A 26,213-nucleotide genomic window follows, 5' to 3' on the forward strand; every position below is an offset into this window, starting at 1 on the left:
GCTGTGGGGCGGCGGTGATGTGGCGCAGGTCAGGGAGCAGCTGGCCGCCGGGTCCGATCCGTGCGAGCTGTTGGGCGGCGGCTACCAGACCATGCTGCATTCCGCGGTCGGGTTCGCCTCACCCGACGTTGTCGAGGCGATGGCCGGCGCTGCGCGCACGCTCGACTTGCTCGTCGATGGGCGGTCGGCCCTGTGGGTGGCGGTCTACGAGGGGCGGCATGACAACGCTCGCGTCCTGGCGGCCGCTGGTGCCGACCCCTGGCTGGCGATGATGGCGGGGTGGTCGCCGGGGCGGCTCAGTCTCGCCGGATCCGAGTCCGATCTATTCTCCGGTCGACCGGCGGACGCCCGCCTGACCCGGCCTGAGGCCGAATCCGTTGCCACCGCGCTATCGCTGCGGGTCACGCTGACCGAGTTCTATATGGAGGGCACCGGCCTTCCGTGTGTCGCGGGCATCGACACCGCCGAGGCGATTCGGCGGCTGGATGGCACGTCGATGTCGGAGCGGGAGCTACCCGCCCACTACGGGGCGACGTGGATGAGGACGAGGACTTCGACCCCGACGAGCAAGACGAGGACGACTGGCGCTGGCTCTACGACGCCGGCGACGGCAATGGTGATTTGTACGTCGGTCGCCCGTCCGTGTGGGGGTACGGTATCGATCTGGCCGCCGACACGAACCCCCACGCATCGGTGCGTTCATGAGTCGGTGCACGTCGGGTTTCTCTTGGTGGTGGGCTGTCCTTGTCCGTCACCGGCGGGGAGAGGTCGACCGCCGGCGGGAATCGATGGGATTGAACGCCCGAACGGTGGATCCCGCGAAGGCGAAGGCGTCGCTCCATTGGCGCCCCCCGTTTACCCCCGAAAACCCCTGCCTACGGGCGACAATCAGTGACAAGACGTGACTAGCAAGGAACCCCGTTTGCGCTGCTCAGTGCCATGATTCGACAACCAATGACAAGCCTGAAGCGGTTACGGTTGATAACAAGTCCCCATGATCCGTCAGATACGCCCTAACATGCCGCGACCCGCGCGCTTCTTCAGTGGTGTTTGATCATGTCTCTGGCCTGGGTTGCGATGTCGTCTACTGAGGAGAAGGGGACGGTGACGGCGATGTCCCATGTTTCGTCGTCCTGGCCGACGAGGATGGCGACGTTGTTTTCGCTCGATGCCCAGTACACCGGAACGCCGGCGCACGTCCCGATCGCTAAGGAGCGGCGTGCGTCCCAGTCGGCGTCTCGGATCTGTGCCAGACTGACGAAGTCGCGAAGTAGGCCTCGGATGTTCAACTCCCACGTGTCGGTCTGCAGCTTGATGTGGGTCTGGTCGGTTCCGGGCGCTACGTCGAAGGTTACGTCTACCACGCGTGGATGATCCCACCTGGTGTGGTTCGGTTCGTGAGACCTGGCGGCGTACGGAGCTTTCGCGTCCACTCTTCTGCCGCGGACAGCGCCCGGTAGTACCGGCTCCGCAGGGGTGGTCGTGCGCCTACGTCATGATCGTAAGATCAAGGGACGTGGAGCGAAGGGGTGTGACCTGTGGGTTGGTGGCGCCGGCGTGGCTTGCGGCGAAGCCTGCAACGGCTGCTCAAGAACACCACTAACGGTCGCACCGGCGCGCGGTTCGCACACGATGAACCGTGTTCGTGCCCGACGCCGTGGTCCCATATCGAGAGCACCGCGAACGGCTTCCCGATGGCAGCGGTGAAGTCCGAGCATTACAGCGTCATGACCAACCCAGATCTCGGGCCGCTGGTGGCACGCTGCACCGTGTGCCATGCCCACTACCCGTACCCGTGGGTGGTGGACACAACAACCGGTCCGATGCCGTTCGGGTTCGACCAGCGATCGCAGTGAGTCGGCAGCTTCGTGCGGTGACCAGCAAGCGTTACCGCACAACCAAAGTGCACTCATTTGCCGCTGGTCGAGCGGTGGGCGCTGTCGCTCGCACTGGGTTGTGTCGGGCGGCACCTGCGACAGGGCATGCTGGTAGGCGTGGGGTTGAACCGGCAGGTGGCGTCGCGGCTGGCGGAGCATCGTTTGGCCGAGTGGCGGCGCCTGGACTATGCGCAGTGGCGGCTGATGCTCGATGACAGCGAGTCGCGTCAGGTTGTCGCGGAGGACGGCAAGCGCTACAGCGTGGTGAGTTCGGCGGTGGACGACGGTGACGGCCGGATTCGTATGTTCGTGGCCGTCGATGACGGCGGCTGGTCGGCGTTGGCTCCACTGCGCCAGGACGAGATCATGCGGTCCGATGGATCGCTGCTCGACTGAAATCCTGCTCGGTCGCCGGTGTTTGTCCGCGTTACGCCTTAATCGTTCGCCCTCGGTCTCGCGCAGCGTTTGTCGATGTGTCGATGCCCGACCGAGTGATCTTGGCATCCTCATCTGATAGGTTGTGCCGCCATCCGCAGGTCAATGTCGGTGCGGGTGTGGCAGAACGCCCTCAAGGTCGAATTGCCGTGGTGTCGTTCGGTCACCGTGCTGAGAATGGACCGGTGACGGATCCCAGCGCCAATGAGCTCGTCGGACAGCTGACCCTTGCCGACTCCATGCTGGGCGAGGTCGTCGGCGACGTGCGAAGGATCCTCGCTTACGCTAACTGGCCGGGCACTGTGCGTGAGCCTATGGCCGGCACGACCACCGGCAAGGCGGCCGAGAGACTCGCGAAGGAGCTCGGACACGAGGCTGCATTGGCTAGTGCTGCGCTCGTGAGCTGGATCGCGCAGGTGGCAGAAGTGACAGAGCATCGGAATCGAGTTGTGCACGCCATCGCCCTCAACCAGTGCATGAACTGCGGTGAGGCCACGATGTTCCGGCACCCGCGCTCCGGCGATGACGTCGACCGGTCGCCGGAGGCTGTGGCATCCGTCGTTGGGCGCTATAAGGCGCTGCGGGCCGATGGTCTTGCCCGCGCCACAGAACTGAGTGAGGCGGTCAACCAGCGAATCCTCATCGAGGCGAAGAAGATCGCCAACGCGACAGGCGAGATCCAGAATCCGCCGCAGATCTACCCCCACCATGTGGAGCACCTGTGCCCAAGGTGTACGGGCGAGCGGGGCAGCACGGTCGTACACCTGGGCACAGCCGTCACTGTCATCCCGACGGAGAGGTGGCAGGCGTTCCGTGACGGCTACTGGCCGCCTCGGGACAATACGTAGCGAACCAGCGTATGCGTTAACTCGCTCACTGTGCGCCGCTGGCGTCCGGAGCCGCTGCTGGCGTTCATCGCTGAGGGTGACGCACCGTGATGCATGGCTACTTCTTCCGCTACTTCCGGTGTCACACGTCGCAGTGAGCTTGTTCTGCAGGTGGCGTCGGCTGCGTACCTGGGCCGCTACCGCGGCCAGACCCGGATCCACACCGAGTCCGACCTTCGGGTCTTCCTGCGCTGGTGTACCGCGATGGAGCTCGACCCGCTCGCAGCGGTTCGCGCGGACATCGAACGGTACGTGCGCTGGTTGGAGGATGTCCGCTGCTACCAGCCGTCGACGGTGTCGCGGCGGTTGTCGGTCGTGGTCGGTTTCTACCGGGTCTGCGTGATCGACCAAATCTTGCCGCACTCATGTTGGACGGCGCGTGGGATGAGGAGGTGGAAGCCGTCCGGCGTCGTTCACGGTGAGCATGTAATCCGGGCCTGCCGGCCTTCGTGCGCGGCGTCACGGTGAGCATGAAGGCGGTCGGATGGTCGATGGCAGCGGGCAGACATTGTCAGCGCGGCGCCGGGTCGTGCTCACGGTGACGCCTACCGGAGACCGGCTCGGTCCGTCGAGTGTGGACAGTCATGTGCGGTCCGGGCCAACGCGAGTTGGCCCCTGGGCGGGTCGGGTTGTGGTAGGCAAGGCTCCTACCTCGACCGATACGATCTTGCTCGGGCGGCGTGGTCGTCAACCGCAAACACGGTCACGCCGCTTCCCGAAGGCCCTCAAATGCCGAATTGAGGATGCGGAAGCATGGAGCGATTCGGTATTCAGGTCATGTGCCGCAGTTGAGCCTTCCCACTGAACGTGTGCGTCGATCGTTCCTTGCTGCCATGGCCGAGTTCCGCGGCGAAGGCCGGGGCGACCTCGCTGATCACACCATGATCGGGAGAGAGTTACGCGAGTTCGGGCGCTGTTGGGTGACGCCCGAGGGTTTCGCCGAGTACGTCGGCTGGTTACGCGCGCAAGCCTTGGAGGATTCGCTCAGGCCTGAGGGCTACGTGCCGTCGACCACGCTGTGGTGGTTCCAGGATGACGACTACCTGGGCCGCCTCGCGATCCGGCATCGGCTGACCGCGCAGCTGCTCGATTTCGGCGGTCACATCGGATACGACGTGCGGCCGTCCGCGCGGCGCCGTGGCCATGCGACTGCCATGCTCCGCGCCGCGTTGCCCGTGGCACACGGTCTGGGCATTGCATCGGCGTTGGTGATGTGCGATGTCACCAACATTGCCTCGCGCAAGGTGATCGAGACCACGGCGGGATCTTCGAGGATCAACGCGGCGAGAAGTTGCGGTTTTGGGTGCCCACAACTTGAACTCGAGCTGCGGCGCGATACAGGCGCGTCCGCATCTGCCGCCGACAGTGCTCTGCGCAGGGTCACAGGCTACGGCTCGGGGGATCGGTGCGTTTCGGGTCGCTGCTCGTGCGAGCGCTGAGGAAGGATTTGTGGCTGTTCAGGCTGCTTCGGGTGTGTGCCTTGCTAGGAATTCGTCGATCGCCTGGCGGATTAGACCTGAGCGTCCGGCTTTGTCGTTGCCGGCTAGCTCGTCCAGTCGTTGGACGGCGGCTGACGAGAGTCGTACTCCGGTTACGATCATTGGCACGTTCTCGGGGTTTGGTGCCGGGCCGAGGTCTGGACCGAGGGCGGCGTCGCGTAGCAGTTCTGAGATGTCGCCTCCGCCGTCGAAGTAGGCGACTAGTTCTTCCCGGCTCATCGTCCTGGGGTCCCGGTGCGCTGTCATCGCGTTCCCTCCATCCACTGCTTGACCTCTTCGGGGGTGGCTGGTCGTACGGCCAGGATGGCGTAGCTGTTGACTGCGGCTATCCGCTCGCACAACACCACGATGACCCGGGCCGAATCGGCCAGGCCGGCCACCGCGAGCAGGAGCGTCCCGACGTGGTTTTCGATCCGTTGGGTGGAGAACAGCGCCTCGATCGCCTCCCGTTCGGACACGCCGTGTCGTGCCGCGCTGGCCTTACCGGCTTCCGTCCAGCCGTACTCCCGGTCGGTCACACGACCCAGCGTACAACGCGTAAAACGTTCAGGCGCGTCGTGTCGGGGCGACGGCGGCGTGGTGGCCGTCCACGATCGGTTGTCGGCGGCAGAACGTCCCCGGCGGACCTAGCGGCCTGGAGGTAAACAGCGACGCCCACGCGTCCGCCGCCACTGTTAGGTCGGTGGGCTGGCGGGGTGACGGCCAGCGCGGTGTGCGGTACGCGGCGGCTTGGCGGGCAGAGAGCCGGTGCTCGCGGGGCGATCGGATTCTGGGCGCCGATACGCCGCGACGGCGGACGGCGTCGCAGATCAGTCGTGGGCTGACGACTTGGTCCGCCGGCGCAGTAGGGGACCGAGACGCAGCCACGTCACACCAACGGCGGTGCTGCCGATGTCACGTTCGCCGTAGGCGGACCATGCTCGCTCCGGCCTGCTGGCGGCGCTGCCTTGGCCGGTAGCCCAGATGCCCGTCTCTGCTCGTCTGCATGGCTGTACGCCGCGGACACCAGCGGCAGATCCCGGGTATGCATCGCCTCGGGTTGAAACCTCGGGCGCCCGCAGAATCGGGGTGGCAAGCGAACGAACTCGTGGAAGCGCAAAATTTCACCGGCGGACGGACGAGAGGCGGTGTGGGTTCGAACCCCTACGGACGAGGCGACAGCGCTCGCCAGATCCCGGGATCGCGACTTCGGCTGGCCAAGGGACAGAGGGGGCCGGCATGGAGGCTCGACCTCAAGGCGGGATTCGAACCCACACCGCAGGTTCCGCCGATGGACGCCCCCCGTTTACCCCCCGAAAACTCCTGTCAACGGTCGACAATCGGTGACAAACGGTGATCATCGATCAACTGTGTATGTGCAGCTCAATGCCGAAGTTTGACAACCAATAATAAGCCCGGAATCGTCGCGGTTGGTAACAAGGGGTCGTCGGTTCGAATCCGGCCGTCCCGACAGCGCGAGGGTTTCCGCAGGTCAGCGACTTGCGGGAGCCCTCATTTTATTGCTTGGCATGAATGCCCGGTCTAGCACGCCGCTGTTGGACCACAAAACTCGGGCAGGTTGCCATGGCGTTATTGGATCTTCAGAAGCTCACCGGAGGGCTGTCCCGGACCTGGGCCGGGTTCCTGCGGGATTGGGATCGGTCACTGCGTTCCGGGAACTACCCGGAGACCACCCGGTACAACTATCTGCTCGCCGGCGCGCAGCTGGCACGGTATCTGGGGGAGTATTCGCCGGACCCGGACGCCGACGACGGCGCCGACGACCCGTGCGCGGTCACCAAGGCACACGTCGAGGCGTTCCAGGCGTGGATGGTCGAGACCCGGTCGGCGTCGACCGCGTTGAACAAGTACAAGTGCCTGCAGCAGTTCTTCCGCTGGTTGCGGGACGATGAGCAGGCCATCGACCGCAACCCGATGGAGCGGGTGCGGCCGCCGAAGACGCCGACCAAGCTGGTGCCGGTGATGCGGGAGGCGGACACCGCGAAGGTGCTGCAGGCGTGTCGGGGCAAGGGGTTCGTCAGTCTGCGCGACGAGGCTCTGATCCGGTTGTACGCCAACACCGGCGCCCGCTTGTCGGAGGTGGGCATGCTGCTGGTCGCCGACGTGGACATGAACACCGAGTCGGTGCACTTTCACGGCAAGGGAGCCAAGGATCGGCGGGTACGGTTCGGGCCGAAGACCGCGCGGGCGCTGTCGCGGTACCTGCGCGCGCGGGGCAACCGCAGGGGCGCGGCGTTGCCGAATCTGTGGCTTGCTGACCGTGGCGCGGCACCCTTAACTCCGAACGGCATCAAGATCCGGCTCAAGCGGATTGGCGCCGCCGCCGGGGTGCCGGATCTGCACGCGCACCGGTGGCGGCACAGCTTCGCCCACGAGTGGAAGCTCGCCGGCGCGGACACCGGCGACCTGATGCTGCTGCTGGGCTGGGCGTCCGAAGACATGCCGCGCCGCTACGGGGCCAGCGCGGCCGCCGAGCGGGCGATGGAGACCCAGCGACGCATCGGCATCGGCGAAGGGGTGTAGCTCCGAGGGCTGATCGACACGATGGGCCCTGGGTGATCGCGTCGTTACCGATAGGCTGCCGCGAGCTTGGCGAGGAGGGGACATGATGACCGAACTGGGGGCCGGATACGGCAACCGGCTGCGCGAGTACGTTTCGCCGGTGAGCGAGAACTACCGGGCGTACTTCGTCGACGAAGGGCCGAACTCCCTGGTGTTCCTGCCGAACGACGGCGTCGTCAAGGCTGGCCTCATCGGACCGACGGACCCGCTGCAGCGGCTCATCGGCCACGGCGAGGTGGACTGCTGATGGCCGCGCGACGCACCCGCCGCACACCGTTACCCGCTGCTTTGCCCGAGCGGCCGACGCCCTGGTACCGGTCGACCATCGTCAAATGGGCCGCCGGATTCCTGACGGCGCTGGCCGTCGGCGTCCTCATCGCGGTCATCGAGCACCGGTTCGTCACCGACGCCCCGCCGCAGGCCGCGCCGACGTCGCCACCCGCGGCCACCGCATCATCCGGCGCACCGTCCCCGTCCGGCGGCGCGTCCTCGCCCGCGGGCGAGGTGCCGTTGACCGTTGTGGTCACCGCGAGCGGGCACCCGTGCGCCGGCGGCTGGCTGATCGGCAAGCCGCCGGCCGAGATCCCGGCACCCGCGGTCGGAGGGAACGACCCGACCGGCTGGGACGGCTGGGCCACCGGCGCCGGGGCGGTGCGGGCCGGGACGCAGTTCGTCCGACTGGACCTGCAGGGCGTTGGCGAGGCCGAGGTGGTCATCCACGACATCCGCCCGGTCGTGGCCGCGCGGAGCCGCCCAGCCTCCGGCACCCTGGCCAAGGCCGCCTGCGGCGGCGACAAGATCTACCGGTACGTCAACGTCGACCTGGACCGCAGCCCACCAGCCCGAAGCTACGAGCTCGACGAGGACTGGGTGGACTTCGTCCCGCCGCAGGAACGCTGGCCGATCAAATTCCCATACGGGGTGTCGCTGAAGGAGTCCGAGTCGATCCTCGTCATCGGCAACACCGAGCAGAACGACATCCGCTGGCGGATCGAGATCGACTGGACCTCGCGCGGCGGAAAGGCACTTACCTCGCCGACCTGGCCGGACAGCCGTTCCGAGTGACCGGGCCGGCCGGGGCGACCGCGATCTGCCTCTGGGGACCCGAAGGCGGGCTGATGGCAGACTCCTCGCCCGGCTGCCCGGCTTGACCCTCCACAGGACTAATGAGCCAGCACCGCCGCTGACCAAGACCGCCTTCGCCCCCAGGTACCGATCGACCCGACTTTGATCCGGTACACCTGCGCGTCCGCCTTGCGCAGCACACGGCGGCGTGCGCGAAATGCGCAAAGCGGGTGAGCACCAGTATCGGCGAGACATGGCTGCCGGTGGACCGGATGCGCAGCAGTGCGAGAGGGCGGCGACACGCATCTGGCTGTCCAGCGATGTGCGTGGGAAGCGAGAGGATGGTGGGTGTTGCTCGGACTCGGAGGTTCAGCGGTGAATGGCGGGTTGCTGGCTCTTGATCGGCGGCAGGCGGAGATTCGTCGGCTTCTGGCACTTATGGGTGGTTCAGTCGCCGCGCTTTACGAGGACGCCTGCCGGCTGCTGATGACTGAACCGCCGCTGGCGACTGCCTCCCATGTTGTGGGGCATTTGGCGAGAGAGATCGAATCGGGGCTGCGAGACCTGCTGGAGGCTATGGTGCCCGCCGATCGTATGGCGGCGCTGGAAGCTCTCCCGCGCAAGCCTGATCAGCGGCGTCCGTCGTGGAAGAAGGTCGTCGACGAGATCTGTACAGCATTGGGGTTCACCGCCGAGGACGAGGTGCGCGACCTGTGGAAGTCGGTGCTCTGGGCGCCTGTGGCTCACCGGGACACGCTGCTTCGTCCACGTCCGGTCGATGAGGAGTTTCTGGCTGCGTGGCGGGACTTCGAGACGCTGCTGACTCGGATCGGGCGCCAGTACGAGGCGACGTACACGGCGGCACTGCCCATGGTGGACGAGCTCGCCGCTCTCGAGGAGCCGACTAAGGCCGACCTGAGCCGGCTACGCAGCCAGGTGCCGCACGGCGTAGTGGCGCTACGTCGATTCTTCGAACGAGCCAGCATCGGTTGGTTCCCGCGCTTGCGGTCAGCCGGCTACTTCACCGACCCGCCGGCGCTTCAGCCCAGCCAGGACGGTCTGGTCACCTACACCGCGTGGCCGGCTGGCCGGTACTTGGTGCGTATAGCCGCCGTGCCGTCGCTCGCCGACGCCGTCGTCGACATTGCCCTGCAACTGGAGACGAACAATCCCGAAGCGTGTGAAAGCGTGGCCGAAACTGCCCTGGCGCTGCCGCCCGCGGCGGCGGCAAGACTGGCGCCGCAGCTGGCGACCTTCCTCAAGCAACCAGTGATGTGGGGGCTTCCGGCCAAGGCAGGCCAGGTGGTCGTTGCGCTAGGGGCGGCGGGCGAGGTAGACGCCGCCCTTACAGTGCTTGACTGCCTGTTGCCGACGCAGACCCGTCCACGCCGGAGCCGCACCTACCTGCCACGTGACCTCATTCCCCGTGCCTTTCCGCACCTTGGCCAGCCCGGACTGAGGTTGCTGGCCGACCGCCTGGTGAGCATGGACACCGCTACCATTGCTACGGGCGGTTCGTTGAGCCGCTCAACGATCTGGCGACCGGCAATCGAAACGGACCACCACCGTACCGGCCCGGACGTGCTGGTATCAGCGCTGCGTGACGCCGCCATTGAAGTAAGTATCGCGAACGGAGCGGCCGCCGCACTCAAGGTGCTCGACAGGTACGAACCAGCGCTGTTCCGTCGGTTAGCGCTATACGTGCTCGCGCAGGCGCCCGACGCCGACCTGATCTCGGCGCGATTGACATCGCGCGCCCTGTTCGACGATGCCGAAACGTTCCGCGAGTACAGCCAGCTGCTCCGCAGTCACTTTCCCACCTTGCCAGCCGCAGCGCAGGAACAGATCGTGGGCTTTGTCCAAGCTGGCCCCCTGCGGGATGTCGCGCCCGAGTACACCGATCGGTGGCGGCTGCGCCAACTCGCCCGGTTCGACGCCGCCCTACCCGCCAACCAACGAGCCACGTTCGAAGACCTGGTTGGACGGTTCGGACCGCCGACGGAGAGCGACCGAGGCCAGACACTACAGTTCGTCGGCCCCACCGCACCAACGGACGCCGCCGCGCTTTCGGCGATGAAAAACGACGACCTGCTAGAGATGCTGGCCACCTGGAACCCAAGCCCAGCCTGGGACGCTCCCAGCCCAGAAGGGCTACGCCGAGAACTTCAGGTAGCCGTCGAACAGGATCCGGCGAAATTCGCCGCGCTCGCCCCTAGATTCGCCGACCTCGACCCAACGTACGGACACGGGCTCCTCGCCGGCTTGACCAAAGCCCTCAAGACTGCGCCAGCAAGTCCGGCAACCGACGCAGCCGGTACCGTCAGCGACACGAAAACGGATGGTGACCCGCGCGCAACGGGCATGTTCGCGTGGGCGCCGGTCTTCACCTTCGGCCAGGCCGTGCTCAACGGACCACGGCTCCTGCCCGGACGTCCCCCGACCGGTGACGGTGACCGCCACCCGGGCTGGATCTGGTGCCGCCAACAACTTGCCGACCTTCTCGCTGAAGGACTGGACCGCGATCAGATCCCGCCCGCGGACGCCAACGTCGTTCTGGACCTGCTAACCCAGCTCACGCAGGATCCCGAACCGGACCAGGACAGCGACGAGAGCAACGACCCCGCCACCACCGCAATCAACACCGTCCGCGGTTGCGCATTCATCGCTTTGATGCACTACCTGGTATGGCGGCACCACCACCGCGCCACCGCCCAACCAGCTCAGCTGGACACCCCGGTCCGCACGATCCTGGAGGCTCATCTCGACCCGGCCATCGAGCCGACCGCCGCCATCCGAACGATCTACGGCCAATGGATTGGCGCGCTCGCCGTGTGCGATCCACAATGGGCACGCGACCATGTAGAAAAGATCTTCGATCGTTCGCCCGGATCGCTCGGAGCCGCAGCGTGGGAGGCCTTTCTTCGGTTCAACCAGCCAACCCTGCGCACCTACGAGCTACTCGCCCCGTGGTACCTGGATGAAATTAACTCTCTGTCACAGGCACCTGCTGCGACGCCCACCGAGTCCGAGTCCAATAGTGACGACGATGGCACCGCGAGTCACCTTGTGCGCCACCTCGCCGGCCTCTACAGCCAGGGCATTGTCACCCTCGATACCGATTCGCCGCTCGCGGCGTTCGTCGAGCACGCGCCAGTAGCCTTGCGCGGCAAGCTGATCGAAATCCTTGGCATCATCCTGCACAACTCCGAGGATCCGCCGCAGAGCGCCATCCAGCGCCTTCAAGCCCTGTGGGAGTGGCGGTTCGAACAGCTGCGAGCGACCCCTGACGCTGACCTCGGAGAACTTGCCGGGTTCGGGTGGTGGTTCGGTTCAGGCAAACTCCCCCTGGACTGGGCACTGCCCCAGCTGCAGGCTCTGCTCGAATCCGGCGGCATCGTTGACCCCGACGAACTCGTTGCGGGCCAACTCGTCACCTACCGCACCACTCACCCAGACCAAGCGGTCACATGCGTCGCGCTGCTCATCGACGCCGCGACCGACCCCTGGTTCGTCACCGGCTCACACGACGATCTACGGGTAGTCCTTACTGAAGGCCTCCAAACGGGAAACCGCGCTACGCAGAAGGCAGCACGCGAAACCCTCAACCGGCTCGTCGCACGAGGTCACGCATCGTTCGCAGATCTCCTCGCGGGGTAGCCCAATCCACCGGGTCGTCGATGTCTGCCGGGACGGTCTCGGAATGGCGGCGCGGGGCGCCGGACCGGTCCGGGCCGCCATTGGTCATGATCGGTACCCGCACGTCGCCTAGCCGCCGGCGCGGGTCTTCGTAGAGCTCCAGCCGGTGCGGGTGGTTGCCGGGGTCGGGCGCGCTGGCGACCAGCCGCCAGCGTGCCCGTTCGATGTAGGCGGCCCAGCCGATCCGCTCGATCGCGGCGCGGCGGACCTCACTGTTGGGCGCCGGTGGATGGCCGCGACATCCCCGCCCTCGACAAGCGCGGCCAGCACCTCGGTGCCGTGCAGGTAGTGCACGGCGTAGCCGTCGGCCCAGCGGACCGCCGGCCCGTCGTCCCGGTGCAGGCGGTAGCCGCCGGACGGCAGCCCGCCGGTGTCCGGGCTGCGGACGAGCTCGATGTGCAGCTCGACCGGGGGCCCGCTGACCACGACGAACCGGGTGTGCGGCCACCACCAGCCGACCCGCCCGGCTGCGGCGAAGGCCCTGGCCAGCGTCGCCTGGTCGGCCGGCAGCCGTGCGCCGTCGTGCCCGACCAGCCAGGACGCTGCCGCTAGCAGCCCGTCCGGGTCGTCGAACGGCTGGACCGGAAATCGCCGTCGCGCCCCCGGGGTAGCCGTGGCGCGCGAGGGCCCCGGCGGCCGGTCACCGCGCGGGTTCGTGACCGGCCGTGACGGGTGGCCCGCCGCGACCGTCGACGGCTGGGCCGGGGACCTCCGCACGCTCCGCCCCGACTACTTCTTTCAGCCTCAACCGCTACGTGTTCTACGCCACCAGGTCAAAACAGCGCGGCGGGCGACCCTGCCAGGAACCTGTTGTCGGTTCTCTGTGTTGGCGTCAAGCGACGGAGCATTCGGTGAAATTTGCCCTAGAGATGGGCGAGTATGGCGCTGACGATTTGCTCTGGATCTTCGGGCGTGTGGCGATACCGGACGAGGGTGCTTGCTGCCGCTGGGAGTTGACCGACGGGGTCGGGTAGGCCCAGTTCTTCTGCGACGCGGCGCGCGCGGCGTATCCCGGCGGCCGCAGTGTCCGTGCTGGTTTCATTTCCGAATCCCAATAGGGCGACTGCGGCCAAGACCTTGATTGCGGTGTCGGCCGGCTTAAAGGCCCGGGCCGCGCCAATCATGGCCGCTTGTTGCCAATCCGGCAGTGAATCGGGGTTGTTGAATGCGATCTTCTGGTAGAGCGCCATCAGGTCCTGGATTGGCGCGGTCTGCCATGCCCACCAGGAGGCTCTTGAGAGGACTAGGCCGCCGGCATGTGGCAGCCACCCGTCCCGCTCGGCGATCCAGAGGAGATCGTCGATGTGCAGGGCAACGTCCACGACCAGGTCGAGGGCTAGGTCGCGGTTGTCGGCGGCCGTCCGGTCGAGGATGGTGTCCAGGGCTTCCTTGCTCGATGCAGTCTGTAGCGCATGGTCGCGTAGGGCGTCGATCAGTGCGGGTGTGCCGAAGCACGCGACGCCCATCCCTCGGGCGAGTCGCCGTAGCCCGAGGTCATCGCTCCAGAGGGCGACACCTTGGTCGTGGGCAAGCTGGATCGGTTGGAGCCAGGAGGCATGCTTCGGATCTTCTCCGAGGTCGGGGAAGAGGTCGAGGTTGTTGGTGGTCCGAACGGTGAAGTCTTGTGCTAGGTCTTCCATGGCTTGCGCGCGGCGAAGTTGTCTGGTGAACTCAGCCTCGCTCAGCTCCCAGAAGATCAATGAACCACGGTTCTGGTCCCAGCCTGTGGTGCCTGGGCTGCTGGCCAGCGTGCGGATGTCGAAGGTTGCTCGGTGGATGTCTCGCATGGCCTGAGCTGGAAGTAGAAGCGTGGGGAATTGGCCTTCCAAGCGAACGCGTGAGGGCAGGCCGGTGAGTACCAGGAGCGTGGCAGGCTCAACGACTACCGGTTGCCCAATGGCCTCTGCGGCCGTGTGAACGTCGAGTTCGTGTTCGTTATCGTCTGCGGCGCCGGAGACAAGCGCGCCCAGGGTTCGCTGCACGAGCATCGTTGCGTAGCTTTGCCCTCGGATGGTTGCCAGGAGACCACGCGGAAGTCTCGCGTCGTGCGCGGCGGTGATCAGATCCTTCAAGTGGGCGGCGGCTGTCGCTGCCTCTTGCATCTGGCTCGTCATGTCGGCGATGAGCTGGTCCGGATCACCCCGAAGGACGGTGACCCCTGTTGCGTCTCCGAATTGGTCAACGAGGTCCTGCAGTGCGGCGAACGCCTGTTGATGTAACTCGGCGGGTACGGCGCCTTGAGCAATGCGGCGTCGTTCCTCGAGGTCAGCGTCGATCTCAGGCTCGTCGCTGGAAGCGGTCTCGGCTTCCGGGGCCTCCGGAACGCCCCGTGTTCCTGAGACGATGTGCCCAAGCAGGGCCGTAGACAGTCTTGGATCGTTGAAGCGGCGGGCCAGCGACAGGGCTTCTGAGGCCTTGGCCTCGTCCCAGGGGATCACCGAGTTGGCTTGGAGCCAGAGCTTCGCCTCGTCTCGAGTGTTCACCGTGGGTCGGTACTCTGCGATTGTGTTGGCGGCGCGCCGTAGTCTGCCCTGGTTCACTTGGGCGAGGACGACACGCCAAACCTCTTCAGATGCCGGGTTGGCTCTTAGAGTGAGGACCTCGGTGAGCCGCTTCTCCGCAGCATCCCAGTCATCTCGACCTGCTGCTTGCGCGGCGAGGAAGGTCAGCAAACGGGCACGCTCGGTTGGGAACCCAGAGGTCGCATCGACAGCCTCTCGAGCCGCCGCTTCTGCACCAGATTGCTTGCCCTCCAACAGGATCTGCGCCCGGGTGATGAGATAATCGGGATTACCGTTCTGCTCGTACAGCGCCAGGCACTCGCGTGCCGCGTCGGCGCGGCGGTCGGCTCGGGTGAGTTTGCCGATGAGGTACTCCGCAGCGACCGAATCGCGTCGCGCCAGGCTTCGCAGTGTCGGTAGCGCGGCGTCAAGGTCGCTCCTTGCTGCTATCAACGCTTCGACGAGGTCCAGGTAGCTGGCTGGAGCGATGCCTCTCTCGACGAGTGGCACAAGACGCGGCCGTTCGTCGTGGCCGAGGGACGCTAGCGCGACGACCGCGGTGACCGATGCCTCATAGTCCGCGTCGTCGACGGCTCGACTCAGTTCCTCCGCCCACAGGGCTACTTGGTCCTCGTACTCCAGTTGCAGGGCGCCGATCCTGAACTTCGCGATGCGGTCCTGGGCTGAATCGCCGACGTTTGCCGCTAGCTGCTCAAGTATGTCCGTGCGGCCGGCGAAGTTAGCCGCGTAGAGGGCGTTGCGACGAATGTGCGGATGATCTGCCTCATCTTGAGTTGCCGTTCCCACCGGCGCAGGCAGGCAGCGTTCCAACATCTTCTCGTACTGGCCGCTAAGTCCATAGGCTCGAATCAGTGGGAACAGGATAGGAAGGGTAGGGCCCGCCCACGCGTGTCGCTGGTCCAGAGCACGCTCAATGAGGTCAATCGCGGTAGGTAGATCATCGACATGGCGCTTGGAGGAGACCGACCGTCTAATCAGGGCCTCTGCCACGGCGACCATCGCGTGGCTGGTCGTTGGGTCCGTCTGAAGCGCAAGACGCGCGTGATTGCACATCGCATCGATGTCGCCGACACGGGCTGCCTGATCGCTAAGCAGGCCCTGCGCAACTGCGCTCGTCCGCACTGCTTCGCTGTCGCTAAGGAGCAGTGGGTTCATGTGACGAGGTTCTGCGTCGCCTTCCGGATGACCAAGCAGGGTTTTCACGACGGCGACGAGGATGGGTGCGCCGCCCGCGGCATCGGCCTGCGCAAGGAGCTCAGCCGCACGGGACCGATCGCTTTCCATGATGTTCAGGGCAGCCGCTGCGAGAAGCTGGCCGCGGCTGCCCGGCGTCGCTGCTGCGGCCCGCTCGAAGGCAACAGCACTAAGGTCAGTCAGGTCGTGTTCGGCGGCATATGAGGCGACCGCGCGCCAGGCCCAGGATGCGCCACGTTCGATCCAGCCGGGCGAAGTCGCTAGGAGAGACTCCGTGGTTCCACGTGGGTTACTCCGTCCTTCCGCGAGGTGGAGTGCGAGGATCGCAGCGTCCAGGCGTTCGGCATCAGGTCGGTCGAGCGTCTGTCGGACGGACGGTGGAAGCACCGTTACGGCGAAGTCGAATCGATCAACAGCCCGCGATTCGAGTCCGCTGGCAATGTGCGTCCACTCAGGATCGGCTTCATCCACCGTCTGCCCTCGAGGCACCACGACCTTGAAGCCCTTGCCCGTCGAGACAACGGTGCGGGCCGAAATTTGCTGCCAGTAAACAACCCCGCCGTCGACGTCAACGAGCACAACGAGAACTGGCAAAGCGTGACCGAGCCAAAGCTTTGCTTTCTTGGCGTCGAAGCGGAACAGCCATCCGTCGTCAGTCGGTTCGCTAAAATAGCTCCTGCCGCTCTTAATCTGGATGGCGAGCAGGCGCCCGGTGCCCACCTCGCCAAGGGCCTTCTCGACGTGGGCGTCGATACCTTGGTCACTCGTCTCCTGCGGCCGGAAGAACCAGCCGAGTTGGAGCGACGCCGATTCGACCAGATTGACACCACGGCGATTCGTGAACTCACTCATTCAGATCCCAGCCACTTGTCCGACTGATCATTGTATCCAGCGGTGTGTCGTGGGTGGGCCCTCGCCAGGCATCTGCCCTTCCTCAGTACCACTCAAATCGGACCATTGTCGACACTCATGCTCCGCATAAACCTGGTCGGGCTGGCGAGGAATGCTGGAGTGGTCGTTTTGGCGTCCACGCCGGTGGACCTTGTCAACAGCCTGCCTGCCACGCTCATCGATCCGGAAAGCATCGCTGCGGTCAGGCAGGGCACGCGCGCCCGGCAGCTCGGCCAAGGTCCCAACAAGAGGACGATATCGCCACCCGCGACGCCGTGACGGCCACGGCAGGGTGTCAGCGGCGTGACCGGGGTCGCAGGTAGACCTGTTGGCTCCACCGCACGCGCTGGTTGGTCACGAACACGTCACCGCCGGCTGACGGGGGCGTCAAATCCAGCCGCGGTCGCGTGCCCGGATCAGCGCTTCGGTGCGGTTGCTCGTGCCCAGCCGCTCGTAGATGTCGTGCAGCAACCGGAACATCATCCGCTCGGAGTAGCCGGCCCGCTTGGCTACCTGCGCGACGGTGCTGCCTTGGACGAGCTGCCGCAGCCAGTCGATCTCGGCCGGCGTCGGTGGGTCGCCGGTGGGGGTCGTCGACGCGGCGGAAAGTTGTGACGCCATCGCCCTCAAGACGGTGACGGGCAGTATGACCGTGCCGTCGAGCACGGCCTCGACAGCATCACGCAATGCCTTCGGAGTCGCGGCACGTGGCACCACGGCTGCCGCGCCGGCCGACAGCGCCCGCAGGTACGCCGGCACGGTGGGCTCGTCCAGCAGCGCGATCACGACGACCTCGACGCGGCGGTGGCAGAGGTCTGCCAGCAGATCCCAGTCGGGTGGCTCGCAGACACTCAGCAGAGCGACCGCCCGATCCTGGACCTCGGTCCAGCGTAGGACGTCATCCGGGGTCTCGGCCTCGAATCCGTTGTCCTTCAGGCAGGTCAGGACGCCCAAGCGAAAGACCGGCAGCGCATCGAAGACTGCCACTCGGGCGCGCATGGGACGGTCATGCCCTCCGATCGGGAGTGAACGGTCGTCTGCCGATCCTCACGCATGAAGATGGCCCTTTCCGGGACGACACGCTTGGCCGGCGCCGGTCCTGAGATGGCGGCATCCTGCCGCCTGACGTGCGTCATAGACGTGCTGACCCGGCGTTTCCTACCGTCTAGGCAAGCCCACCTCACAGCCAGTACTGGACCGATCACAGTCGGAGGTTGAGGTGTTCAACTGGAGCTTCGGCCCGCAGAGTGAGCCCGTCCGAGGCAAGAAGCCGCCCAGGTGGCCAGCTGTCGTAGCCGCGTTCGTCGCCATCGTGGTCATTGGCGGCGCCTTGTATTACCTAGCCCGCTGAGTACTGCCGAGCCCGGTAGGGGGCCCCGCTCGCCGCGATACGTAGCCGATCGACGACGTCAGTGTCGGCGTGCTTCGTGAACTGGTTGAGCAACTGCAAGATGGCCAGCACCGCTCCATGGCCGCCGGACGAGAGCGCACGCGACCGCGTGAACGCCGCTTCCGCGGCTCGCAGGAGCGCGTCGCGGCGCTCAGGCTGGACGATCGCAAGCCCCGCCGAGGCGAACCCATATGCGTCGAGCAGCAGGAAGTCGTGGGGCTCGGATCGACACAGCGACTCGGCCTTTTCGCACGCTGTCTCGAACGCAGTACGCGCTTCCGCCAGTTCGTCCTCTTGATACGCGACGACCCCGCGCAGGCTCAGACCAAGGACATTGCCGTTCGACCGGCCAGGGACGTCCACGGCCGCCCGCGCTTGCTCAAGGTCGCCGCGGATGAGGCAGGCGAGCGTCAGGATCTCGTTGGCGCTCCGGCACAGCTCCCCGTTGTTGGCCAACACACCGATCTCCGCCGCGGCCCCTGCCGCCGTCATCGCGGGCTCGGCACCACCCTCAGCGATCAACAGACGCGCTCTCAAGACCAGAAGCTGCCCCTCAAGGATGCGTTCCTTCTGGTTCGACGCGATCCGCAGACCCGCCGAAAGCTCGCTCCAGGCGGGGCCGTGCTGCCCGAGCTGGCTAAAGATCCAGGCCGTATGCAGCCGGAGGCGAGGGCCTACCCCGTCGACATCCTCGCCGCCGGCGCGCCGTAGCAGGCGCGCCGCCCGATGGGCGTGGCGCAGTGCCCGAGAGAACTGGCCGTTCCTGCCGTAGCAGGTCGCGAGCCCGCTGTGCGCCGAAGCGCGCTGACGCGCGTAGCCGAACTGGCCCCGTGTCCAGCGGAGCGCCCGCCGGTAGTGCGCCGACGCCTGCGACACCCTGCCTTGGTCGAACAACCCGGCCCCAAGCTGGATGTTGATCACTACGTGGTAGTACGGGTGAGAGTACGGCTTGATCAGCGCCTGGGCCTCGTTGAGGCAAGCGATCATGCGGTCCGGCAGCTCACGTTGTCGGTAGGCTTCGGCCAACCGGGACAGCCGGCGTACCCGCAGGTCGAAGCCCGCGTCGGCCAAGCCGGTGGCGAGCGCGTCGAGTCTCGGGATGATCGCTTCGCGGTACCCCCACCGGTTGAGGTGTGCGTCGTCGAGCGCCTCGATCGCCCGCAGCGCCTTCTCATGATCGCCGCCCCGTATGCGCAGGTCGATCTCGCTGAACTGCGCGTAAAGCTGATCGACGTCCTCCGCCGCCGCGTCGGGTACGTGTGCCCCGGCGAAATGTTCGGCCGCGAGGTGAAGCAGCGCCATGCGGCTCATCTGCCGCCACGGGCTCTGCCGATCCTCGGGCTCACCAGGTGCCAGGCGCTGCAGGAACCACTCTCCGTCGGGGAAGAAGGGCAGATAGTAGCCCTCATCCATGGGCCGGATGAAACACTTGTCACGAAGCGTCTCGAGGATCACCTCGCTCGTGCCGGCGTAGAAGTGTTGCAGGAGATCGTCAACCGCGGCCGCGTCGACCGGCCTGCCATAGGCAGCGAGTGCTTGGGCGACGCACACTTCGTCCGGGTCGAAGTCCCGCACGACCTTGTCGAACAGGAAGCGGACGACGTCCGGGTCCTTCGACCGATGCATCTCATCCAACAGCCAGCTCAGATCGCGTCGCGGGTTTCGGCGCAGATACGCGAAGACCAGCTCGACCGCCCGCGGGTTTCCGCCCGTCCGCTGGTGCAGCCGGTCCTTCTCCTCTTCCGAAACGTATTTGAATCCGAACGTACGACTGGTGTCCAGCGCGGTCAGGAGCAGGTGCGTGTCGTTCCGGTCCAGACCGGTGAGCGGCGTTCCGATCGCAATAGGCTCCGGCAACTCTCGCAGCAGCTCCTCGGGCGGGCGCTGGCTGACGAGGACAAATCTGGTCCCGTGCCCGTCCTGACGGGCGACGTGGAGAACGAACTCGTGCATCTCTCGATCGCGGAGAGCGCCTGAATCGTCCAGCAGGTGCTCGGCATTGTCGATCATGACTACGATGGCGCGATTGTCCAACGCACGAAGCACCTCGTCGGCCTTCTCCAGCAGTGGGATAGGCAGGGCGAGCAGCCGGCGCAGGCGACCGTCAAGGTTCGCGGGTGCCACCTTGACCAGAGCGCGCAGTACCGCGATGGCGGTGACCGGCAGGAAGCCGTGCGCCGGGAGGTAAACCAGACCATCGGTCCTCGGCGGGTGCTTTTCCGACGACAACCGGTTCCAGAGGCGCGAAAGGAAGCCTGTCTTGCCGATACCATCCCGGCCGGTCAGCGCCAGCAGGCGATGCGCGGGCGTACGCAGCCAGATCATCGCCACCTCCAGCTCGGTTTCCCGATCCTGGAAGCTCGGCGGCTCCTTCGGGGGCCGACCGTAGGTGCGAACTGGCGCGGCTGCCTCTGCCTCGCGGTGCGGTCGCCGCTCCCGCTCTCGCCCGCGCTCGATCCCCCGAGTCATGCCTATGCGGACGCCCACCGGGTCCTCGACCCGCTTGCGTTGAACCGCAATTCGGCGATCGACGTCACGGACTTCTGGTTGGTCGCCGGATCCCTCGGCGTCCGCCTCGCCGTCGCCTCTCACCAACTGCTCGCGTCTGCGACGCAAGCGCACGAGCAAGCCCTCGGCAGTGGCGAGGAAGTCGAGGTGCCTTTCCAGATCGGCCCAACCCTCGCCAACGCGGTCGATACGGATGCGCCGAAGCGCCACGGGCAGCTGCGACTCCTGGACAGCGGGATGCGCCAGCAACGCGATGACCTCGGAGCCGGGGCTGGCGAGATCCAGCGCGTACCGGCATACCTGGTCGCGCAGGCTTTCCGGCGTCACGACCACGATCACCACGGCTGCGGTGTCGATCGCGCCGAATGCCAACGCGTCCGGCGACGGGGGGCCGCCCGGCCAGTACTGTGCGGTGACCGGTAGCGCGGCCAGCCGGTCGCGCAGCTGCGCGACGACTGAATCGGCGCCTCCCCGCACGTATGCGACGGACACCGACAGGTGATCCCTGACGTCGGCTTCCAAGGCGCGAAGATGCTCGACCAGGCGGTCGTCCGGTACCCGCTGGTACGCCGAGTACAGCAGATTCAGCAACCAGCCCTCGTTATTGGCCGTCTCGAGCACGTCCAAGACGACCGCCCGATGGTTGCGATTGACAGAAACGAAGTCGGAGTACCGCTTGTCCACCGCCAAGAGCAGCTCGACCAAGGTGTTGTGGTTGAAACCGGCGCAGATCAACTCCTGGAGCTCCAGGAGCCGCGGACCGGACGCTCGATGAAACCGCATGGGTCCGGCGCTAACCAGGTGGCGAACTGCTGTGGTGTGCCGTCACGCGAACGCCTCCCGTACCCGGTGAGGATCGTGTCCGGAGAGTACCGCACGGAGCGACGGGGACGGCTGCCGGATTTTCGCGTCCGGGATTCACAGCTCCCGCACCCGCTCAGGCTGTCCATTGCCCCGACGTATCCAACGCCGCCCATCAGAGTCCATAAAGCGAATCTCCACTGTGACCAAGTCCTTCACGGCGTGGTCGTCAAGCCCGCGGGTCGGTGCGGCGGTTGTGACCGCCGTGTCGAGGCTCCGCTCTCCCGCGGGCTCGAGCGTCCCGACCACGCCCATAGGGACGTCGAGGTCGCGGAGCATACCGGTGCCGACGAGCCTCACCTCGAGACTCAGTATCGGTCCGCTGCTGAAGTTGTGTACCCGTCCCCGGACGCGGCGGATCTCCCCGTTGTCCGCGGAGATCTCAGTGTTGTCGACGATGACGGCCCGAGCCTGTGCCTTTTCGGTGTCGTGGCGTTCCTTCCTGGCGAGGTCCCGGTCGTACTGCGCGACCCTGCGGTCGCGCTCGGCGTCGGCGCGCTCCCTGGAAGCATCTCTGCGTGCCCTGTCGGCTTCGCGCATCTCGTGAATCAGGAGACCAGCGGTGAACACCGCGGCGAGCAGGCCGGCGACGACGGCGGCGACAGTCCCCCACGCCTGCATCCAGTCCGCCAGGGTCGGCGGGTCGACGCTTTCTGGCGGCTTGTAGTTGGCGGCGGTCCGGGCGAGGATCGCGAGGGGCACCGCGATCACCGCCGCGGCGACGAACACGACAACGACCAGCCGTCTCTTGGCCACGCCGGCAGGATGCCAGCTCTGGCCCCGTGGCGTGACCAGGTGTCGCCTAGCGGACTGGAACTCAGGCCGGGCACTGCGCGCCTACCGGATCGTGCGAGGTGCGGCCGACTGCCGGCGGTCGATCGGGGAGGTACCCCCTGAGCCGAACCGGATGCCGAGTGCGCGGCCTACCCCGGCGGGCGCAGCATCGTGTACGCCGCGCCGTGGTCCCGGCCTGGCCCGGCCTCCAATCCCGGCTCCGCGCCGAGTGCGAAGTCCCGCACCGCCACCCGGCGGGGCACCTGCCGCACCGCCGTCGAGGCAGGTACGCCGTCGCCGGCACCTGGCGACCGGTGCGTCCAATCGGGCCAACTCCTCGCGGCAGGCCGGATCGGCCACCTGCGCGTCGGCCGCCTGCCCGGTCTCGATGGCGAGCATCGGCATCTGGTCCGGGCGGACCACGTGCAGGAAGTAGCCCTGCGCCTTGACCGCGGCCCGCAACCGGTCCAGTGTCCGTATCGAGACGGGGATGTCGCCGAACGCGCGCCGGTCGGTGCGCCGCCGCGGGATCGCCTCGTTGAGGACGACGTCGTTGGGGGCGATCGGCTGCCGGCCGGTGATCTCGATGCGGGCGAGCAGGTCCGGGTCGGCCGGCTCGGGAAGCCGCGCCACGTCGGTGCGGTAGCCGGCCGCAGCCAGGGCGATGCGGGCGTGGCGCAGCGCGGCGCCGCAGCTGAGGATCAGCAGCCGCCCGTCCGGGTCGGTCACCGTCAACTGGCGTACCCGATCCGCCCGCAGCTCCAGCCCGCGCGGCCCGATCCGCCACCGCCACGGCTGGGTGTTGAACACCGACGGGGCGCGCAGCGCCCGCTGCGCCGCCTCGGCCAGCGGGTCGATCAGCGCGGGATGGTGAGGAACGACGCCACGCCCGGCTGGCGTGCCGGTCCGTTTGATCTCTGACGAATCATGGACAGAACGCGCGACACGCGGGCCAAGCCCGTCGATGGCGTGAGAGGATCAGCCCTCAACAAGCCCAAAGCGATCGCCGTCAAGGTGGCCACGTTGCGCGGATCCAACTCGCCCGGCAGGATGCTCAGCGATCCGTGGATGAGGTTTCTGACCGTCGTCGGGACCCTCGCTACCGTAGGTGCTCTGATCGTGGCGATCATCGCGCTGCCCGAGTCCGAAAGCTCGACACAGCCCAGCGCCTCCGACAGCCCTAGCGCACCTGCGCCAACCATCACAGGCACCGCCGGTTCAACGGAGCCGGCCAAGCCGTCACCGAGCACCCCGGCAACTCAACCGTCCCGATCAACCGATCGCCGTCCTGTCTCGACGTATCTGGCAGACATCGACCCGACGTCCAACGGGCCAGGCGTCCTCGATTCCTTCAATGCCCAGCTGTCCGGAACCACCTACATCCACAGTGTCCGGATGTCGTGCAGCGACTTCGGAGCCACCAGCCACGTGCCCGTCACGTGGCCAATAGCCGGCAGCACAAGGCTGACCGCCGTCGTTGGAATCCACGACGCCGAGAAGGACGCCGTCGGCGCGAAGTTGACCGTAGAACTGAAGGACCAGGACGATCGGCCGCTACGCCGACCTTTCACGGTCTCCGTCGGCCGTCCAGTACATCTCGATCTACCGGTTAAGTCAGTCGTAGCCGTCCAGGTCGTCTGCCTTCACGAGGTCGAGCATCACGGTGTCAAACTCGTGCTGGGCGATGGTGCCGTAACAGCCGAGGAGCCGTAACCGCCGGGCGGCAGCACGTTCTCCGAGTGGGATCGTGTGGGCTGAAAGGCGGATCGACCTGCGCCGGTACCCCGCAGCGGCCGGCATGCCGGAATTGGGGCTGAGCTCGGTCGCCGCCCAGGGGAGCAGGCCCAGCAAGACGAACGCCATCGACGACCCACGGCTGAGCCGACTTGGTTCCCCCGGTCGGTTGAATCTCGGCGGCCGTCCGGTGCATACCGACCGCTCACGCGACGTTGATCTCGTCGGACCCGTATCAAGGGTTCGAGGACAATGATGACCGACGACCACGAACACGACGGTGAAGGGCTGGCCGGCGACGACCAGCCGCGCGAGCTCCTGCCCGCCGGGCCGTCGATCATCCGGTCGAGCAACATCCGGCGCGGTACGCCCGCGCCCGCCGGTGACCGGGTTCGCAGCAACCAACCTCACCGACACCGCTTCGACCAGTCCAGGTGACGCGAGCTCTCTGTTATCGCCGTGCCCAGGCGGGTCAGGCGGGACGCTCACGAACGACGGCGACCCGGCAGTGTGCGTGTGCAGCAGCTGCTGGCTGATCGAGCCGAGCAGCAGCCCGCGGAAGCCGCCCCCGGGCCGCGGGAGCCAACCACGACCAGCTGCGCGTCGCGGCCCGCCTCGACCATCGCATGAGCGGCCGCGGCTGCCCAGGACCAAAAGACTGGCCTCGCGCGAGCGCTCCAGCAGAACCGCCGAGGCGCCACCGCCCGCGACGGTGCCGGTGACGGCCACCTGCGGATGGGTCTGAAACGCCACCGTCACGCGGTGTCGATCAACTTTCTGGGCGTCCTTGCGGGCGCGCCAGTCGGGCCAGCCTGGACGCTCGCCGCCCACCCCAGGGCGGCATCGACGTAGCCCGCGAGCTACGCCGGCTCATGCCCCGCGACCGGTGGCTGCTGGAACTGCTCAACGAGCATCAGGTGTTCACCACCGAACACGTCGCAGCCCTCGGCTTCGACCACGTGCACACCGCACGCAACCGGCTCGTCCTGCCGGATGGGTTTGGTGGCGTTGCCGTCCTTCAGCCGCCCGGCCACAGCGACGACGACACGTGACGAGTGCCACTGTGGACGGTCACACCCCGCGATGGTCCTCGGCATCAGGCAACCAGGCTCTTGGGGGTTACGGACCAAGGCGTTCAGCTGTCTTCGCACGCCGGTGATCGTGCTCGTGCCGCGCAGCCGTACGACGCCGACTACGACAATGGCAAGCCCAATCCCTACGCTGGTCGCGCTGCCGAGGTTGACGCTCCCAATAGCCCCACGACACCGATGCCAATATCCGCTATCCCGAAGGCGACGCTGCTACCGCCCAGGGCGAAATCGGTGCCGCGTTGAAGTAGCCGATCGGGGCACGTTCCACAGCGCCAAGATCGACGTGTACGCGAAGGCCTTGGTTCTCCGACGAATGCCTATTCCTCAAGTCGCCTGCCGCCGGTGAGCGCTCACTCCTTCGGGAAGGGCTCGCCCACGGGCCACGGGTTGCCCAGGCCAAGCCAATCAGCCGGCGAGCGCTCGGGCTCGACGAACGTCATGTCCCCGTCGGCGCCGACGACAGCACGTCGCCACATGGGGAACGCATCAACGGCGTGCACTGGCTTAGGGTGCTCCCAAATCGTGTGCCGCTGGTTGCCGACCAATGCGGGGTGGAGGTTCTTGACCACGAGGACGCCCGAGACACCACGATGATCCCAGCGGCTGCCGCGGTACCAGTAGCCGTCGGGCTTCTCGGCTATGGCGGTCGACTCCGTGCCGTCGGCGAGGATATGCGCCTCGACGACCGCCGTGCCGTATAGGGCGTTGAGCACGTCGTAGTCGCCTAGAGTCACGCTGCCCGAGGCGACTGCGATGACGAACGGCGCATCGAGCGAGCCGTAGGCTGAGCCCTTGTCGACCAACGCGCCCCGGATCGCCTCGTCGTCCTGCACTCGGCCCCCGCCACCTCCGAAGATGCCAAGCGGTCGTGCACCCTTCCTGCCGCGGGCCTCCGGCGACCTGGGGATGGCACGGAAGTCGATCTTCCAGCCTGCATCCTCGTGGATGAAGCTGGGAAGGTCGTCGCGACGCTTGCCCGCGATGGTGTGGTCGTCCGGGTCCAACCCGGCGAGCCACCGTTCCAAGCTGCCCCGCAGTTGGCGCACGCGCAACGGGACGTCGCCCTGCGTGGCGACGTCAATCCAGAGGAAGAAATTCGGGCTGTCCAACTTGTCGAGCGACTTGTACACCTCGAGCGCTATTCAGAACGTCTGATCGTCCACTGTGGTCAGGGCCACGGGTGTCACTACAGGTGACGGCGGCCGCCCCGGTGTAGATCACCTGGGT

22 protein-coding genes and 2 pseudogenes are annotated in these 26,213 nt (G+C 66.6%); 11 read left to right on the forward strand and 13 right to left on the reverse strand.

All coding sequences use genetic code 11. The features are described from left to right. The first annotated feature begins 534 nt into the window (after positions 1 to 534). Positions 535 to 705 carry a hypothetical protein gene (locus tag QMG73_RS40830; RefSeq protein WP_281904718.1) on the forward strand — a complete coding sequence of 57 codons (171 nt, stop codon included), beginning with the start codon at positions 535 to 537 and terminating at the stop codon, positions 703 to 705. A 335-nt stretch (positions 706 to 1,040) separates the two neighbouring features. On the opposite strand, the gene QMG73_RS40835 is transcribed toward QMG73_RS40830, so the two are convergent. Then, positions 1,041 to 1,364 (reverse strand): hypothetical protein, encoded by a 324-nt coding sequence (locus tag QMG73_RS40835; RefSeq protein WP_281904719.1) that lies wholly within the window; start codon positions 1,362 to 1,364, stop codon positions 1,041 to 1,043. Positions 1,365 to 1,727: 363 nt separating this feature from the next. Here QMG73_RS40835 and QMG73_RS40840 point away from each other — a divergent pair, with 363 nt between their 5' ends. The 4 genes and pseudogenes from QMG73_RS40840 to QMG73_RS40855 all read left to right on the forward strand — a co-directional run bounded on the left by QMG73_RS40840 (position 1,728) and on the right by QMG73_RS40855 (position 4,517). Then, on the forward strand, positions 1,728 to 1,856 hold the full coding sequence (locus QMG73_RS40840; RefSeq protein WP_281904720.1) for a hypothetical protein: 129 nt from the start codon (positions 1,728 to 1,730) through the stop codon (positions 1,854 to 1,856). Between the two features lie 126 nt (positions 1,857 to 1,982). Next, positions 1,983 to 2,273, forward strand: coding sequence for a hypothetical protein (locus QMG73_RS40845; protein ID WP_309299593.1), 291 nt, complete (start codon positions 1,983 to 1,985; stop codon positions 2,271 to 2,273). A 224-nt stretch (positions 2,274 to 2,497) separates the two neighbouring features. After that, positions 2,498 to 3,160, forward strand: a complete 663-nt coding sequence (locus tag QMG73_RS40850) for a hypothetical protein (RefSeq protein WP_281904722.1) — start codon at positions 2,498 to 2,500, stop codon at positions 3,158 to 3,160. 818 nt (positions 3,161 to 3,978) lie between these two features. Then, positions 3,979 to 4,517, forward strand: a pseudogene (locus tag QMG73_RS40855) (GNAT family N-acetyltransferase). Positions 4,518 to 4,656: 139 nt separating this feature from the next. Here QMG73_RS40855 and QMG73_RS46525 read toward each other — a convergent pair. Both QMG73_RS46525 and QMG73_RS40860 read right to left on the reverse strand, forming a co-directional pair. Next, positions 4,657 to 4,944 carry a ribbon-helix-helix domain-containing protein gene (locus QMG73_RS46525; protein ID WP_407676926.1) on the reverse strand — a complete coding sequence of 96 codons (288 nt, stop codon included), beginning with the start codon at positions 4,942 to 4,944 and terminating at the stop codon, positions 4,657 to 4,659. Then, complete coding sequence (locus QMG73_RS40860) at positions 4,941 to 5,216, reverse strand: hypothetical protein (RefSeq protein WP_281904723.1); 276 nt, start codon at positions 5,214 to 5,216, stop codon at positions 4,941 to 4,943. The genes QMG73_RS46525 and QMG73_RS40860 overlap by 4 nt, the downstream gene beginning before the upstream one ends. Before the next feature lie 1,045 nt (positions 5,217 to 6,261). Here QMG73_RS40860 and QMG73_RS40865 point away from each other — a divergent pair. From QMG73_RS40865 to QMG73_RS40880, 4 genes are all read left to right on the forward strand, one after another. Beyond that, the gene (locus tag QMG73_RS40865) at positions 6,262 to 7,221 is read left to right on the forward strand and encodes a tyrosine-type recombinase/integrase (protein ID WP_281904724.1); all 960 of its coding nucleotides are present in this window, start codon (positions 6,262 to 6,264) and stop codon (positions 7,219 to 7,221) included. Positions 7,222 to 7,303: 82 nt separating this feature from the next. Beyond that, the gene (locus QMG73_RS40870; RefSeq protein WP_281904726.1) at positions 7,304 to 7,507 is read left to right on the forward strand and encodes a hypothetical protein; all 204 of its coding nucleotides are present in this window, start codon (positions 7,304 to 7,306) and stop codon (positions 7,505 to 7,507) included. After that, positions 7,507 to 8,325, forward strand: coding sequence for a hypothetical protein (locus QMG73_RS40875; protein WP_281904727.1), 819 nt, complete (start codon positions 7,507 to 7,509; stop codon positions 8,323 to 8,325). The genes QMG73_RS40870 and QMG73_RS40875 overlap by 1 nt, the downstream gene beginning before the upstream one ends. 348 nt (positions 8,326 to 8,673) lie before the next feature. Beyond that, the gene (locus QMG73_RS40880; RefSeq protein WP_281904729.1) at positions 8,674 to 11,982 is read left to right on the forward strand and encodes a hypothetical protein; all 3,309 of its coding nucleotides are present in this window, start codon (positions 8,674 to 8,676) and stop codon (positions 11,980 to 11,982) included. 108 nt (positions 11,983 to 12,090) lie between these two features. Here the strand turns inward: QMG73_RS40880 and QMG73_RS40885 are convergent, their stop codons facing one another. The 8 genes from QMG73_RS40885 to QMG73_RS40920 form a co-directional block, all read right to left on the reverse strand. Next, positions 12,091 to 12,738, reverse strand: a complete 648-nt coding sequence (locus QMG73_RS40885) for a DUF6745 domain-containing protein (RefSeq protein WP_281904731.1) — start codon at positions 12,736 to 12,738, stop codon at positions 12,091 to 12,093. 146 nt (positions 12,739 to 12,884) lie between these two features. Beyond that, positions 12,885 to 16,589, reverse strand: coding sequence for a DUF4365 domain-containing protein (locus tag QMG73_RS40890; RefSeq protein ID WP_281904732.1), 3,705 nt, complete (start codon positions 16,587 to 16,589; stop codon positions 12,885 to 12,887). 426 nt (positions 16,590 to 17,015) lie between these two features. Then, positions 17,016 to 17,615 (reverse strand): helix-turn-helix transcriptional regulator, encoded by a 600-nt coding sequence (locus QMG73_RS40895; protein ID WP_281904734.1) that lies wholly within the window; start codon positions 17,613 to 17,615, stop codon positions 17,016 to 17,018. A 352-nt stretch (positions 17,616 to 17,967) separates the two neighbouring features. Further along, positions 17,968 to 21,309 (reverse strand): AAA family ATPase, encoded by a 3,342-nt coding sequence (locus QMG73_RS40900; RefSeq protein ID WP_281904735.1) that lies wholly within the window; start codon positions 21,307 to 21,309, stop codon positions 17,968 to 17,970. A 135-nt stretch (positions 21,310 to 21,444) separates the two neighbouring features. Further along, a complete protein-coding gene (locus QMG73_RS40905) occupies positions 21,445 to 22,143 on the reverse strand; it encodes a hypothetical protein (protein WP_281904739.1) in 699 nt (232 codons plus the stop codon). A gap of 81 nt (positions 22,144 to 22,224) precedes the next feature. Then, the gene (locus QMG73_RS40910) at positions 22,225 to 22,971 is read right to left on the reverse strand and encodes a hypothetical protein (protein WP_281904741.1); all 747 of its coding nucleotides are present in this window, start codon (positions 22,969 to 22,971) and stop codon (positions 22,225 to 22,227) included. A 47-nt stretch (positions 22,972 to 23,018) separates the two neighbouring features. Beyond that, on the reverse strand, positions 23,019 to 23,411 hold the full coding sequence (locus tag QMG73_RS40915) for a hypothetical protein (protein WP_281904744.1): 393 nt from the start codon (positions 23,409 to 23,411) through the stop codon (positions 23,019 to 23,021). Positions 23,412 to 23,775: 364 nt separating this feature from the next. Beyond that, entirely contained in the window at positions 23,776 to 24,024 is a 249-nt protein-coding gene (locus QMG73_RS40920) for a hypothetical protein (RefSeq protein ID WP_281904745.1), read from the reverse strand. 123 nt (positions 24,025 to 24,147) lie between these two features. On the opposite strand from QMG73_RS40920, the gene QMG73_RS40925 reads away from it, so the two are divergent. Beyond that, on the forward strand, positions 24,148 to 24,333 hold the full coding sequence (locus QMG73_RS40925) for a hypothetical protein (RefSeq protein ID WP_281904746.1): 186 nt from the start codon (positions 24,148 to 24,150) through the stop codon (positions 24,331 to 24,333). Positions 24,334 to 24,367: 34 nt separating this feature from the next. Here the strand turns inward: QMG73_RS40925 and QMG73_RS46530 are convergent. Then, positions 24,368 to 24,515 (reverse strand): annotated as a pseudogene (locus tag QMG73_RS46530) (universal stress protein); the annotation flags it as partial. A 252-nt stretch (positions 24,516 to 24,767) separates the two neighbouring features. Here QMG73_RS46530 and QMG73_RS40930 point away from each other — a divergent pair. Further along, positions 24,768 to 24,947 (forward strand): hypothetical protein, encoded by a 180-nt coding sequence (locus tag QMG73_RS40930; protein WP_281904747.1) that lies wholly within the window; start codon positions 24,768 to 24,770, stop codon positions 24,945 to 24,947. A gap of 389 nt (positions 24,948 to 25,336) precedes the next feature. On the opposite strand, the gene QMG73_RS40935 is transcribed toward QMG73_RS40930, so the two are convergent. After that, positions 25,337 to 26,116: a hypothetical protein gene (locus tag QMG73_RS40935; RefSeq protein WP_281904749.1), complete on the reverse strand. Its 780-nt coding sequence runs from the start codon at positions 26,114 to 26,116 to the stop codon at positions 25,337 to 25,339. Positions 26,117 to 26,213: the final 97 nt, after the last annotated feature.

This window comes from Phytohabitans aurantiacus, from assembly GCF_027923225.1.
GTDB lineage: Bacteria > Actinomycetota > Actinomycetes > Mycobacteriales > Micromonosporaceae > Phytohabitans > Phytohabitans aurantiacus.

Bases quoted from the DNA above. Each gene is read 5' to 3' on its own strand.
- QMG73_RS40840 (WP_281904720.1), top strand. From the start codon at position 1,728: ATGACCAACCCAGATCTCGGGCCGCTGGTGGCACGCTGCACCGTGTGC.
- QMG73_RS40845 (WP_309299593.1), top strand. From the start codon at position 1,983: ATGCTGGTAGGCGTGGGGTTGAACCGGCAGGTGGCGTCGCGGCTGGCG.
- QMG73_RS46525 (WP_407676926.1), bottom strand. From the start codon at position 4,944: ATGACAGCGCACCGGGACCCCAGGACGATGAGCCGGGAAGAACTAGTC.
- QMG73_RS40865 (WP_281904724.1), top strand. From the start codon at position 6,262: ATGGCGTTATTGGATCTTCAGAAGCTCACCGGAGGGCTGTCCCGGACC.
- QMG73_RS40870 (WP_281904726.1), top strand. From the start codon at position 7,304: ATGATGACCGAACTGGGGGCCGGATACGGCAACCGGCTGCGCGAGTAC.
- QMG73_RS40875 (WP_281904727.1), top strand. From the start codon at position 7,507: ATGGCCGCGCGACGCACCCGCCGCACACCGTTACCCGCTGCTTTGCCC.
- QMG73_RS40890 (WP_281904732.1), bottom strand. From the start codon at position 16,589: ATGAGTGAGTTCACGAATCGCCGTGGTGTCAATCTGGTCGAATCGGCG.
- QMG73_RS40900 (WP_281904735.1), bottom strand. From the start codon at position 21,309: ATGCGGTTTCATCGAGCGTCCGGTCCGCGGCTCCTGGAGCTCCAGGAG.
- QMG73_RS40920 (WP_281904745.1), bottom strand. From the start codon at position 24,024: ATGGCGTTCGTCTTGCTGGGCCTGCTCCCCTGGGCGGCGACCGAGCTC.
- QMG73_RS40925 (WP_281904746.1), top strand. From the start codon at position 24,148: ATGATGACCGACGACCACGAACACGACGGTGAAGGGCTGGCCGGCGAC.
- QMG73_RS40930 (WP_281904747.1), top strand. From the start codon at position 24,768: ATGCCCCGCGACCGGTGGCTGCTGGAACTGCTCAACGAGCATCAGGTG.